Annotated in this window: 9 protein-coding genes; 4 read left to right on the forward strand and 5 right to left on the reverse strand. The window is 59.7% G+C overall.

Annotation, left to right across the window (positions count from 1 at the left end):
- Positions 1 to 3: 3 nt before the first annotated feature.
- From ACTD9P_RS07940 to ACTD9P_RS07955, 4 genes are all read right to left on the reverse strand, one after another.
- The gene (locus ACTD9P_RS07940) at positions 4 to 1,170 is read right to left on the reverse strand and encodes a GGDEF domain-containing protein (RefSeq protein WP_438867269.1); all 1,167 of its coding nucleotides are present in this window, start codon (positions 1,168 to 1,170) and stop codon (positions 4 to 6) included.
- 51 nt (positions 1,171 to 1,221) lie between these two features.
- Positions 1,222 to 3,459 (reverse strand): 1,4-alpha-glucan branching protein GlgB, encoded by a 2,238-nt coding sequence (gene glgB, locus ACTD9P_RS07945; RefSeq protein WP_438867270.1) that lies wholly within the window; start codon positions 3,457 to 3,459, stop codon positions 1,222 to 1,224.
- Complete coding sequence (treS, locus tag ACTD9P_RS07950) at positions 3,456 to 6,803, reverse strand: maltose alpha-D-glucosyltransferase (protein ID WP_438867271.1); 3,348 nt, start codon at positions 6,801 to 6,803, stop codon at positions 3,456 to 3,458. The genes glgB and treS overlap by 4 nt, the downstream gene beginning before the upstream one ends.
- A 192-nt stretch (positions 6,804 to 6,995) precedes the next feature.
- Positions 6,996 to 8,984, reverse strand: coding sequence for an alpha-1,4-glucan--maltose-1-phosphate maltosyltransferase (locus ACTD9P_RS07955; RefSeq protein ID WP_438867272.1), 1,989 nt, complete (start codon positions 8,982 to 8,984; stop codon positions 6,996 to 6,998).
- A 203-nt stretch (positions 8,985 to 9,187) separates the two neighbouring features.
- Here ACTD9P_RS07955 and ACTD9P_RS07960 point away from each other — a divergent pair, with 203 nt between their 5' ends.
- The gene (locus tag ACTD9P_RS07960) at positions 9,188 to 9,355 is read left to right on the forward strand and encodes a hypothetical protein (protein ID WP_438867273.1); all 168 of its coding nucleotides are present in this window, start codon (positions 9,188 to 9,190) and stop codon (positions 9,353 to 9,355) included.
- Between the two features lie 177 nt (positions 9,356 to 9,532).
- Positions 9,533 to 10,081 carry a hypothetical protein gene (locus tag ACTD9P_RS07965; RefSeq protein WP_438867274.1) on the forward strand — a complete coding sequence of 183 codons (549 nt, stop codon included), beginning with the start codon at positions 9,533 to 9,535 and terminating at the stop codon, positions 10,079 to 10,081.
- 8 nt (positions 10,082 to 10,089) lie between these two features.
- Here ACTD9P_RS07965 and ACTD9P_RS07970 read toward each other — a convergent pair whose 3' ends face one another.
- Positions 10,090 to 10,587, reverse strand: a complete 498-nt coding sequence (locus ACTD9P_RS07970) for an MgtC/SapB family protein (RefSeq protein ID WP_138817491.1) — start codon at positions 10,585 to 10,587, stop codon at positions 10,090 to 10,092.
- 119 nt (positions 10,588 to 10,706) lie between these two features.
- On the opposite strand from ACTD9P_RS07970, the gene ACTD9P_RS07975 reads away from it, so the two are divergent.
- Both ACTD9P_RS07975 and ccoG read left to right on the forward strand, forming a co-directional pair.
- Positions 10,707 to 10,946, forward strand: coding sequence for a DUF3203 family protein (locus tag ACTD9P_RS07975; RefSeq protein ID WP_438867275.1), 240 nt, complete (start codon positions 10,707 to 10,709; stop codon positions 10,944 to 10,946).
- 184 nt (positions 10,947 to 11,130) lie between these two features.
- On the forward strand, positions 11,131 to 12,540 hold the full coding sequence (gene ccoG / locus ACTD9P_RS07980; RefSeq protein ID WP_438867276.1) for a cytochrome c oxidase accessory protein CcoG: 1,410 nt from the start codon (positions 11,131 to 11,133) through the stop codon (positions 12,538 to 12,540).
- Positions 12,541 to 12,661: the final 121 nt, after the last annotated feature.

Below are 12,661 nucleotides of genomic sequence, written 5' to 3' on the forward strand. Positions count from 1 at the left end.
GCGCTACTGCGCGACGGCCACCTGATTACGGCCCATGGCCTTGGCGCGGTACAGCGCTTTGTCGGCGTTGTTCATCAGGCTGTGCAAGTCCTGATCAAGGCTGCGGGTGGTGGCCACACCGAGGCTGGCGGTCAGGCCCTTTACCGGTTCGGAGGTCAGGCCCGAAATCGCCAGGACCAGTTGCTCGGCGATGTCCCGTGCGGTCTCCAGCGAGGTGTTGGGCAGCAACACCGCGAATTCTTCACCACCGAGCCGACCATAGACGTCGGCCTGGCGAAACGACGCGCTGATCACCCCGCCAATCTGGCGCAATACCTGGTCACCGGCTTGGTGGCCGTAAGTGTCGTTGATGTCCTTGAAGTGGTCCATGTCCAGCATCAGCGCGCTTAGCGGCTGCTGGTTGTGGCGGCATTGCGCATACAGCAGGTGGGCATGCTCGAAGAACGCCCGGCGGTTCATCAACCCGGTGAGTTCGTCGGTCTGCGCCGCACGCGTGGAAATATGGTGGGCACGTTCCATTTGCCGGGTCAGGCGGAAGGCTTTCTCCAGTGCATCCGAGAGCTTGCGTGTGGCGCTGACCACAAAGGTCGAGAACACCAGCACTGCAATCGCCACGCCCACTTGCATCGGCGCCGGCTGGAACAGCAACCACAGGGTACATGGCAACAGCACCAGGGCCATCGAACCCATAGTCATATAGCGATAGGCCGAATAACACGACACTGCGCTGACCGACATGCCCACGGTAAACAGCATGACCAGCACTTGGGAGACGCGATCATCCGGCGGCATCACGGCCAGGGCGCCGAGGCCCCAGGTGCCGGCTGACAGCATCAGCGTGACCCAATAGCGGCGCTCCCAGCGTTCGGGTGTGCGCTCGCTGTCGGGGCAGCGAAACCAGTCGGTGAACAGCTTGACGCGCACCAGCGATGTCACCGCCAGCACCGCCAGCCACACCAGCATGACCTCGTGGTCAAACCGGCTCCAGCACAGCCAGCAGAGCATGACGGCGCCCAGGTAGCTGCCGAAAATGGCCGAGAACGATTGGCGAAACAGCTGGTGCAACCGGTCGGTTCGCACCTGCTGTTCGATAAGTTCATCCGGGTCTTGCCCACGCCCAAGGCCGTTCATGAAATACGCCCGCTTCGACTGCCACGACAAAGGCGCCATTGTGGCACCCTGCCACTAGCGCGGACAACAGAATCCACCACGCTAGAGCCTTTAAAGCGCTTCCGGACGCAGAATCAACACACCCAAAGGTGGCAGATTCAGCGACAGCGACACCGGCTGCCCATGGCGCGGTTCCTCCTGGGTGAACACTTCGCCACCGTTGCCATAATTAGAGCCGGCATAGGTGTCGGCATCGCTGTTGATCACCTCGCTCCAGCGTCCGGCAAACGGCACACCCACCGCATAGCCCTCACGTGGCACCGGCGTGAAGTTGGCCACCACCAGCACTGGCTTGCCGTCCTTGCTCCAGCGCAGCCAGGCATAGACGCTGTTGATCGCGTCGTCACCAATCAACCACTGGAAGCCTTGCGGCGCATCGTCCTGCTCATGCAGCGCCGGCTCTTCGCGGTACAGGCGGTTAAGGTCGCCGACCAGTTTCTGCACGCCGCGGTGTTCAGGGTATTGCAGCAAATACCAGTCCAATTGCTGGTCGTGGTTCCACTCGCGCCACTGGCCGAATTCGCAGCCCATAAACAGCAGCTTCTTGCCGGGGTGCATCCACATAAAGCTCAGGTAGGCGCGCAGGTTGGCGAACTTCTGCCAGCGGTCACCAGGCATCTTGTCGATCAGCGAATGCTTGCCGTGCACCACTTCGTCGTGGGAGATCGGCAGGATAAAACGCTCGGACCACGCATACACCAGGCCGAAACTCAGCTCATTGTGATGATGGGCGCGGTACACCGGGTCTTGCTGGATGTAATGCAGTGAATCGTGCATCCAGCCCATGTTCCACTTGTAGTTGAAGCCCAGGCCGCCCTGCTGGGTGCTCTGGCTGACGCCCGGCCAGGCCGTGGACTCTTCGGCGATCACCAGCGCGCCCGGCGCTTCCAGCGCCACTACATCATTGAGATGGCGCAGGAAGTCGATGGCCTCCAGGTTCTCGCGACCGCCATGGCGGTTAGGCACCCACTCCCCGGCTTTACGCGAATAATCGCGATACAGCATTGAGGCCACGGCATCCACGCGCAAACCGTCGATATGGAAGTGTTTGAGCCAATGCAGCGCCGAAGCCAGCATAAAACCATGCACTTCGGTGCGGCCCAGGTTGTAGATCAGCGTGTCCCAGTCCTGGTGAAAACCTTCGAGCGGGTTAGCATATTCGTACAGCGCCGTACCATCGAACTGCGCCAGGCCGTGGGTATCGGTGGGGAAATGCGCCGGCACCCAGTCCAGAATCACGCCGATGTCGGCCTGGTGCAGGGCGTTGACGAAAAACCCGAAGTCTTCCGGCGAGCCAAAGCGTGCGCTCGGCGCAAACTGCGACAGCGCCTGGTAACCCCAGGAGCCGCCGAACGGGTGTTCCATGATCGGCATCAACTCGATATGGGTAAAGCCCAGTTGCTGCACATAGGGAATCAAGCGCTCGGCCAGTTCACGCCAGCCATATTGGCGCGATACTTCACCGGCCTCGTCGAGTTCACACTGCCACGAACCCACATGCAGCTCATAGATCGACAAGGGCGCCGAGGCCTTCTGCTTGTCGGCACGCGCCTGCATCCAATCATGGTCTTGCCAGTCGACCTGCAACGGCGCGGCGACTTTCGAGGCAGTGTCGGGCGGCAGTTGGGTAGCAAGTGCCATAGGATCGGCCTTGAGGGGCAGGATCCCATGGGCACCAAGAATCTCGTACTTGTAGGCTGCGCCCGCTTGCAGGCGTGGGATAAAGATCTCCCATACGCCGGACGGATGCCGAAGGCGCATCGGATGGCGGCGGCCGTCCCAGATGTTGAAGTCACCTACCACCGACACGCGCCGCGCATTTGGCGCCCACACCGCAAAGCGCACGCCTTGCACGCCGTCGACGCTGGTGACCTGTGCCCCCAGGCAACTGCTGAGGTCACGGTGATTGCCTTCGGCAAACAGGTACAAATCCATCTCACCCAGCAACAATTGGCTGAAGCTGTAGGGGTCTTCGGTGATCTGCTCACCGCCGGCCCACTGAATCTTCAGCAGGTAGCCCTGACGCGTGGATAATTGCCCGACAAACAAACCCGGCACCTGGGTCGCGTCCAGGCTTCCGATGGCTTCACCGCTATCGCGGGCCAACACGTGGACGCTCAAGGCTTCGGGCAGGAACGCGCGGATAAATTGCCCGCCCTGCTCGTCATCGTGCGGCCCCAGGATAGAAAACGGGTCCGGGTGTTCCGCGCGCACCAACGCTTCTACATCCTTGGGCGCCGGCATGGCGGTCAACTTCGCTTGCAGCGGTTCTCTCTGTGTAAAACTCATGACGTCTCCTCACCGCGTGCAGTCTTCGATATAGGTAGCAGCCCGCTGAGCAAACCGTGCAGCCCTTGCAGGGGCACCGGCAACCAGGTCGGGCGATTTTCCGCTTCGTAAGCCACTTCGTACGCGGCCTTCTCCAGGCTGAACAACGTCAGCGCTGCGTCCTGGCCTTTGGCATCCTGCCAGTCATGCGCCAGTGTAGACGTAGCCTGATGATAAGCCTGGATAAATGCGCTGCGCGCTTCACTCAGGTAACGGTCAGTCACGCGCTTGCGGGCGGTATCCGCTTGCGGTGAATGATCCACACCTTGCACATTCAGGGCCATGGCGGCGGCGTAATCAAACGAGCGCAACACGCCACTCACATCTTTATACGGGCTGTGCTTGCCGCGCCGTTCATGCAGAGGGCGCGCAGGTTCGCCTTCAAAATCGATCAAATACGCATCGCCCTTCACCACCAGCACCTGGCCCAGGTGCAAGTCACCGTGGACACGAATCCGCAAGCCGCCCGCCGTGGCTTTCGCCAAGGCCTGTATGCTGCTGGCAAGCGCTTTTTTCTGCCCCAGTATTTCACTGACCAGCGCCTGATCGGCGGGGTTCAACTGGCTTTGATGAAGTTTTAACAAGTGCAGCGCGCGGTCGATCTGTGCACCGACGTCCTTGGCCCAAGCCTGGGTGTCCTTGGCTGTTGTGGTCTCGGGCTTGAAGTCTTTGTTGGTGGTTTTCGCCGCCAGCACCGCGTGCATTTCGCCCAGGCGCTGGCCGAGCAAGCCGGCAAAATCCTGCAGTTCGCCCAAGGCGTTGTAGTGTTGCTCCTGCTCGGAAATCGCTTCGGCCAACTCGTCGCGAATGGCGCGCTCAAGGTTGTTCTGGGTCCAGCTCCAGGCATCGCCCTGGTTGCTCAGATAGCCCTGGGCAATCATCAACAGGTTGTCTTGCCCTTCGCCATCGCGACGAATCATCGAGCCCAGCAACGGCGAAATATTCGGGTATTCGGCGGCCGTGAGGTAAGCGCTCATTTCCAGTTCCGGGTGTACCCCGGCACTGACTTTGCGGATCAACTTGAGCACCAGGCTTTCACCCACCACCACCGAGCTGTTGGACTGTTCGGCAGACAGATAGCGCACTTGGGAGTCATCGCTCAGTTGCAGCGCAGCCAGGTGCGGCGTAGCTTCAAAGCGCAAGTCACCTTCGTCGGTGGTCAATACGGTGCCCGCCTGCAAACTCTGGATCACCGCACGGATAAAGTGTTCCAGGCTGAAGGCGTCGGTCACCAAACCGACCTGGCGGCCCCGGCGTACGCGGGCCAGCGCCAGTTGCTGGGGCAAGGCACTGGTGAACTGGTCTTCGGCGAGGAAACCGAACGGCAACTGATAACGACTGACCTGACCGCCGCTGGTTACCTCGACTTCGCTGAGCAGCACTGGGTGCTGCGGGTCGCCAAAGCGCACGCCGTAGCTGATCTGCACGCGCTCGATAGTCGCGTCTTTGCCCGCGAACCAGCGCCGCTTGGGCAACCATACCGGCAGCGAAGTGTGTTCCAGGGTGGTGCGGCAGGGCTCGTCGAGTAGTTCTTCCATGCGTTGTTTAAGCACCAGCGTGGTGAAATCCGGGATGCTCTGCGCCGGCTCCACATGCCAGCTGGGCATCTGGTTTTCTGCCGCCAGCACAAACCAATAGAAGCCATACGGCGCCAGGGTCAGCAGGAAATTCAGCTGGCCGATGGGCGGGAACGCATTACCGCCGAGCATTTCCACCGGCACCATGCCGGCGAAAGCCGACAAGTCCAGCTCGGCCGCCTGGGCGCTGCGCGACACGTTGGCCACACACAGGATGATTTCGGTGCGACCATCGTCGCCAGTGAACTCGCGGGTGTACGCCAGGATGCGGCGGTTGCTCGGCGAGAGCATTTTCAGGCTGCCGCGACCAAAGGCCTTGGACTGTTTACGCACTGCCAGCATGCGCCGGGTCCAGTTCAGCAGCGAATGCGGGTCCTGGGCCTGGGTTTCGACGTTAACCGACAGGTAGCCATATTGCGGGTCCATGATCGGCGGCAACACCAGGCTGGCCGGGTCGGCGCGCGAGAAGCCGCCGTTACGGTCGATAGACCATTGCATCGGCGTGCGCACGCCGTCGCGGTCGCCCAGGTAGATGTTGTCGCCCATGCCAATTTCATCGCCGTAGTACAAGGTCGGCGTGCCGGGCATCGACAGCAACAGGCTGTTGAGCAGCTCAACGCGGCGACGGTCACGCTCCATCAGCGGCGCCAACCGCCGACGAATGCCCAGGTTGATGCGCGCGCGGCGGTCGGCGGCGTAGTAGTTCCACAGGTAGTCACGCTCTTTGTCGGTGACCATCTCCAGGGTCAGCTCATCGTGGTTGCGCAGGAAGATTGCCCACTGGCAGTTGGCGGGAATCTCCGGCGTCTGGCGCAAAATATCGGTAATGGGGAAGCGATCTTCCTGGGCCAGGGCCATGTACATGCGCGGCATCAGCGGGAAGTGAAAAGCCATGTGGCATTCATCGCCGTCGTCGCCTTTTTTGTCACCGAAATACAGTTGAGTGTCTTCCGGCCACTGGTTGGCTTCGGCCAGCAGCATGCGGTCGGGGTAATGCGCGTCGATCTCGGCGCGGATCTGCTTGAGCACGCCGTGGGTTTCCGGCAAGTTCTCGTTGTTGGTGCCATCGCGTTCGATCAGGTAGGGAATCGCGTCCAGACGCAGGCCGTCAATGCCCATGTCCAGCCAGTAGCGCATCACCGACAGCACGGCTTTCATGACTTGCGGGTTATCGAAGTTCAGATCCGGCTGGTGCGAGTAGAAACGGTGCCAGAAGTACTGACCGGCGACCGGGTCCCAGGTCCAGTTGGACTTTTCGGTGTCGAGAAAAATGATGCGCGTGCCATCGTACTTCTGGTCGTCATCGGACCACACGTAAAAGTCCCGCGCCGCCGAACCTGGCTTGGCCTTGCGCGCCCGCTGGAACCAGGGGTGCTGGTCGGAGGTGTGGTTGATCACCAGTTCAGTGATCACCCGCAGGCCACGTTTGTGCGCCTCACTGATAAAGCGTTTGGCGTCGGCCATAGTCCCGTAGTCGCTGTGCACACCACGGTACTCGGCGATGTCATAGCCATCGTCACGACGTGGCGACGGGTAGAACGGCAGCAGCCAAATGGTGTTGACGCCCAGATCGGCGATGTAGTCGAGCTTGGCGATCAGGCCGGGAAAGTCGCCGATACCGTCGTTATTGGAATCGAAATAGGATTTGACATGAACCTGGTAGATCACCGCGTCCTTGTACCAGAGCGGGTCTTTGATGAACGTGGCTGGGGTGGGTTTCTTCGCCATTGGAAACTCCTGGAACACTGAAAAATCTAGGGTCTGGACGCCGTCAGTGTGGGAGCGGGCTTGCTGTGGCGAGGGAGCTTGCTCCCGTACGACAGCGCAGCTGGAGCCCGCTCTTGGGGGCGCTTCGCACCCCAGCGCAAGCAAGCTTGCTCGCCACAGCAAGCCCGCTCCCACAGGTTGATCTTCATCCGATCAGGAGACGGTGATACGCCATATGCCGAATGGCATCTGCGGCTCGATGCGCATCCACTGGTTCTTGCCGTACCAGGTCCAGCGATGGCCATTCATCAGGTCTTCACCTTGGGTCTGGGCGTCGTCCGGCAGGCCGAGCTCCCACAGGGGCAATTCGAAATGGGCCTCTTGGGCGTTGAACGGGTCGAGGTTGACCGCCACCAGGATAAAATTGCTGCCATCGTCACTGCGCTTGCCGAAGTACAGGATGTTGTCGTTCCAGGCGTTATAGAGCTTCAAGCCCAGATGCGTCTGCAGCGCCGGGTTCTGCCGACGAATGCGGTTGAGCTGGGCGATCTCGGCAATGATGTTGCCGGGCGCGGTGAAGTCCCTGGGGCGGATCTCGTATTTCTCCGAATCCAGGTATTCCTCTTTGCCCGGCACCGGCGCCGCTTCGCACAGTTCAAACCCCGAATACATGCCCCACAAGCCCGAGCCCATGGTGGCCAGCGCGGCGCGAATCAGAAAGCCCGGGCGCCCGGATTCGTGCAGAAACCCTGGGTTGATGTCCGGGGTATTCACAAAGAAATTCGGCCGGAAGCACTCGCGCCATGGCGATTCGTTCAGCTGCGTGAAGTACTCGCTCAACTCGGCCTTGGTGTTACGCCAGGTGAAGTAGGTGTAGCTCTGGGAATAACCGACCTTGCCCAGGCGCGCCATCATCGCCGGCGTGGTGAAGGCCTCGGCAAGGAAGATCACCTCCGGGTGCCTGGAGCGCACGTCACTGATCAGCCATTGCCAGAATGGCAGTGGCTTGGTGTGCGGGTTATCCACGCGAAAGGTCTTCACGCCCTCTTGCACCCACCCCACAACAATGTCGCGCAGTTCGGTCCACAGGCTTGGGATCGAGTCGGCGGCGTAGAAGTCGACGTTAACGATGTCCTGGTATTTTTTCGGCGGGTTTTCGGCGTATTTGATCGTGCCGTCCGGGCGCCAGTTGAACCAGCCTGGATGCTGCTTGAGCCACGGGTGGTCCTGGGAGCACTGGATGGCAAAGTCGAGGGCGATTTCCAGGCCATGCTCGGCGGCGGCCTTGACCAGCCGGCGAAAGTCGTCGCGGCTGCCCAACTGCGGGTGGATGGCTTCATGGCCGCCCTCCTCGCTACCGATCGCATAAGGGCTGCCGGGATCATCGGCGCCTGCCGTCAGTGAGTTATTCTTGCCCTTGCGATGGCTGCGCCCGATCGGGTGGATCGGCGGAAAATACAGCACGTCAAAACCCATGTCATGGATCATCGACAGCCGCGCATGTACGTCATTAAAAGTGCCATGGCGTGCCGGATCGTCGGTGATCGAGCGCGGAAACAGCTCATACCAACTGGCAAATTGCGCGGCCTCACGCTCAACGTCGAGCGGGTAGACGGTGCTGATGCTCAAGTAGGCGCGGTGGTCGGCCTGGGTCATCAAATGCGCACTGTCTTCGTGCAGGAACTGCGCGACCTGCTCGGTTTCCAGCAGGCCCGACAGTTCGTGGTGCAGCAGCATCAAGCGGTCGCGCAACTCATTGTCGCTGCGCTCGGCGGCCTGCAACACCAGGCTGCGGCCTTCCTGCAGTTCGAGGCTGACCGGTACACCGGCCTCATGCTTTTTGCGCAACTCGTAGCAAAAGCTCGCAAAAGTGTCGATCCAGGCTTCGATGCAGTATTCGTGCGGGCCTTGCTGGTCAACGGTAAACGCGCCTTCCCAGCCATTGTTGCCGACATCGTTCATCACCACGCTGTGCCAGCTTTCGTCCTGCAGCGGGCGCCAGCGGATCAGCACCGCAAGCTTGTCATGGCCGTCGGCAAACACCTTGCTGGTGACGTTGACGCGCTGGCCCACCACGGCCTTCACTGCAAATTCACCACCGTCAATGACGGGCGTGGTGCTTTCAATCGCGATCCTTGGCAACAGCAAGGCCTGGGACAGCGGCAATATGGAGTCTTCTGGAGTCAGTGTTTCAGCAGTCATCGAGCATCTTCCCCTTACGCCCTGTGGACGCTCTTTGCTTGATCCGAATTCTGAGACGGCGACGCTCTCCCTGAGCAGGGCCGTAATAGGTCCGAGCCTGTGCTGCGATGAAAAGTTCAGGTGGATGTACCGCCATTGGGCGGGAATCAAACCTGCCCGGCGGTTGTCCACCGATAGAGCAAAGCACAAAGGAGGCCATACCGATGAATATCCCGATCCCGGCTGAAACCCCGGACCCGAATATCGACAGTCCAACCCTGCCGCCGAGTGAACCGGAACCGATCCCGGAGAAGGAACCACCGGAAAACGTGCCGCCACCGGTAGAGGAACCGCCCACGACCATGCCGCCGGTGATTGTTCAATCCGGTTGATCAACGCCCTCACTCATACGCGTACTCGGCATCAAGTGCCTGCCTAAAAGAGCAATACCCTGCGCGCACAGGTGAAATGGCCTACATCTCGCCTGTGCGCCTATTGCTAAAGTCCTACTCGCGATTACTGGAGCACCTTTAATTTTTCCCCTTCTTAAACGCGAGCAGGTTAATACCATGTCGGACATTAATGTGAAGCAGGGCCACCACCCACACGTAGATCCAGAGGTTTCTATCAGCCGGCGTTATCTCAAGGAGTTCAAAGCCAGCCTCACAGAGGACGATATCGCCCAGGTTTTGCGCGCCCCCAACGAGCTGAAGTCGCGAAAAGTGCTCAATGACATGCGCGTGCATTTCAGCCAGGAAAGTGTCGACGCCATGTTGAAAGAACCTGATGCCGATGAAGTTGCTCACCTGCTGACGGACATCGGCGAGTTTCTGCAAAAAAACAGCGACGAGGACTGCGTAAAATTGTCCACCCAACTGTATTTCAGCGACTATCAGGCGGCTTATGACAAACAGAAAATCGCCTTGATCTTAAAGTTGATATCGGGCAAGGACGATTATGGTTTCCGCCATGTCTATGAGTTTTTCAGAGGCACGGCAGGCGCATTCGAGCAACTGAATGGGTGCGTGAAGGACACAGCCCAGACGGTAATGGATATGAACACCATCACCGAAACGCTCAAACCAACACACATTAGATCAAGGATGCAGGCTCATTGATCTCGGACTCAATGTTCCTTCTCGAAGAGCTTGACGACTTTGGGCATCAAGCTCAGTACAACCAGCGCCAGCAGAGTACTCAAGACCGCCGTTGATTCACGCCCGACACCTGCCGCCACGCCGATCGCAGCGGTCATCCACAACCCGGCCGCAGTGGTAAGACCTTTAACGTGCTGGCCCTCTTCATCCTCTTTGCCCTTGAGGATAGTGCCGGCGCCCAGGAAGCCGATGCCGGCGATGACCCCCTGCAATACCCTGCTCATCGCATCCGACTGGCTGCCTGACATCTGCGGCACCAGCACAAACAGTGCAGCGCCCAAGGCCACGAGCATGTGGGTGCGAACCCCCGCCGCCTTGCCCTTGTGCTCACGCTCGAACCCCAGGATACCGCCCAGGATCGCGGCGATAAGCAGGCGAACGGTTATCTGCGTGAGCTGCTTTGCATCGGCGATGTCAGCGAATTCAGCGTGCAGGGTTTGAAGCACTTCTTGCCACCAGGCGTCCATGGTCGTTATCCGTTTTAGTGTGGTTAGACGATGGACAGCGCCGACCGCCAGTCAGTTGCCTGGAACACCTGGCACTGCACGACGCCCTAACCCATGACTGCCCATAAAAGGAGAGCACCATGCCTGTACGTATCGACAATCAAACGTGCTATTTCAAGGCCACTGACGAGGGCCAGGAACACGCCCTGCCTGCCGCTGATGTGACGGTGAGTACCGACAGCGCCAAATCCATGTCTTTTGTAGGGTCCAAAGGCGGTCGGGTCTACATCACTGAAGCCGAAGCGGACGCATTGACCGTCGCCGGTGCCAGGGACGGTCGCAAACACTTGAAGGCGACCGACGGTGATTCGGTGATTTGATTGATCTGTGTCAGCCCACGCACAATGCAGCTGCGCCCCAGGCGCCACGGGGTGCAGCACATTGTCGCAGTGACGTATAAAAAACCTATCTGATCCGCTTTTTATCGACCTACCTGAGTCTGTTATGCAAACAGCTTGAAGCTCATAGTTCATTGGCCTGATGGAGGCTGATGAGCGAACGACCATGAGCGAAAGAATCCCAACCGTGGACACCTTTGAGCCCATACACCCAAAGAAGGTGAAGGCCAAATCCAGTGACAACCTGATCCATACCCGCAGCTTTACCGGCCTGTTCCGCACCTTGCGTGTGAGCGGCGCCGCTGTGCTGTTCCTGGCGTTTTTTGGCACTGTGTGGCTGAACTGGTCCGGGCGCCAAGCCGTGTTGTGGGACTTGGCCGAAAGCAAATTCCACATCTTCGGCGCCACCTTCTGGCCCCAGGATTTCATCCTGCTGTCGGCGCTGTTGATCATCTGCGCGTTCGGCCTGTTTGCAATCACCGTATTTGCCGGCCGCGTATGGTGCGGCTACACCTGCCCGCAAAGCTCGTTCACCTGGCTGTTTATGTGGTGTGAAAAGGTCACTGAAGGTGAGCGCAACCAGCGCATCAAACTGCAAGCGGCGCCATGGAGCCTGAACAAATTGGCGCGGCGTTCGGCCAAACACACGCTGTGGCTGGCTATCAGCGTGCTGACCGGGCTGACCTTTGTCGGCTACTTCACGCCAATCCGCCCGCTGGCCACCGAGTTGCTGACCTGGCAAATGGGCGGCGCGAGCCTGTTCTGGGTGCTGTTTTTTACCGCAGCCACCTACCTCAACGCCGGCTGGCTGCGCGAAGCGGTGTGCATGCACATGTGCCCGTATGCGCGCTTTCAGAGCGTGATGTTCGACAAAGACACCCTGACCATTTCCTACGACGCGGCGCGTGGCGAAAGCCGTGGCCCACGTAAACGCGAAGTGAAACCGGCGCAGGTTGGGCTGGGGGACTGCATCGACTGCCAACTGTGCGTGCAGGTATGCCCCACCGGCATCGACATTCGTGACGGCCTGCAAATGGAATGCATCGGCTGTGCGGCGTGCATCGATGCCTGCGATTCGATCATGGACAAGATGGGTTATGCCCGTGGTCTCGTCAGCTATACCAGCGAACATCAACTGCAAGGCGGCAAAACCCACCTGCTCAGGCCACGCTTGATCGGCTACAGTGCCGTGCTGCTGGTGATGATCGCCGCCTTGGTGGTGGCCTTGATCGAACGGCCAATGGTGTCGCTGGACGTGACCAAGGACCGAGGCATGTTTCGTGAAAACAGCCAGGGGCTGATCGAAAATATCTACAGCTTGAAGGTCATCAACAAGACCCAGCAGCGCCAGGACTACCGCCTGGAACTGGTAGACGCCGAGGGCTTCCAGTTGCAAGGCAAGACCCGGCTCAGCCTGGCGCCGGGAGAAATCAGCGACGTGCCGGTGTCGGTGGCGTTGTTGGCCGATAAACCGGCGAGCAGCTCGCAGACCTTGCGCTTCAAGGTTGTGGATGTGGATGAACCGTGGATTTACAGTGCAGCGGACAGTCGCTTTGTGGCGCCGATGAATCGTTGAGTTCTCGTTTAATACATGGAGATCCAAATGTGGGAGCGGGCTTGCTCGCGAAGGCGCCGGGTCAGTTTATATAACTGTGACTGATACACCGCTTTCGCGAGCAAGCCCGCTCCTACATTGA

The sequence above is a fragment of the Pseudomonas onubensis genome, assembly GCF_965653655.1.
Lineage (GTDB): Bacteria > Pseudomonadota > Gammaproteobacteria > Pseudomonadales > Pseudomonadaceae > Aquipseudomonas.

Bases quoted from the DNA above. Each gene is read 5' to 3' on its own strand.
- ACTD9P_RS07940 (WP_438867269.1), bottom strand. From the start codon at position 1,170: ATGGCGCCTTTGTCGTGGCAGTCGAAGCGGGCGTATTTCATGAACGGC.
- glgB (WP_438867270.1), bottom strand. From the start codon at position 3,459: ATGAGTTTTACACAGAGAGAACCGCTGCAAGCGAAGTTGACCGCCATG.
- treS (WP_438867271.1), bottom strand. From the start codon at position 6,803: ATGGCGAAGAAACCCACCCCAGCCACGTTCATCAAAGACCCGCTCTGG.
- ACTD9P_RS07955 (WP_438867272.1), bottom strand. From the start codon at position 8,984: ATGACTGCTGAAACACTGACTCCAGAAGACTCCATATTGCCGCTGTCC.
- ACTD9P_RS07960 (WP_438867273.1), top strand. From the start codon at position 9,188: ATGAATATCCCGATCCCGGCTGAAACCCCGGACCCGAATATCGACAGT.
- ACTD9P_RS07965 (WP_438867274.1), top strand. From the start codon at position 9,533: ATGTCGGACATTAATGTGAAGCAGGGCCACCACCCACACGTAGATCCA.
- ACTD9P_RS07970 (WP_138817491.1), bottom strand. From the start codon at position 10,587: ATGGACGCCTGGTGGCAAGAAGTGCTTCAAACCCTGCACGCTGAATTC.
- ACTD9P_RS07975 (WP_438867275.1), top strand. From the start codon at position 10,707: ATGCCTGTACGTATCGACAATCAAACGTGCTATTTCAAGGCCACTGAC.
- ccoG (WP_438867276.1), top strand. From the start codon at position 11,131: ATGAGCGAAAGAATCCCAACCGTGGACACCTTTGAGCCCATACACCCA.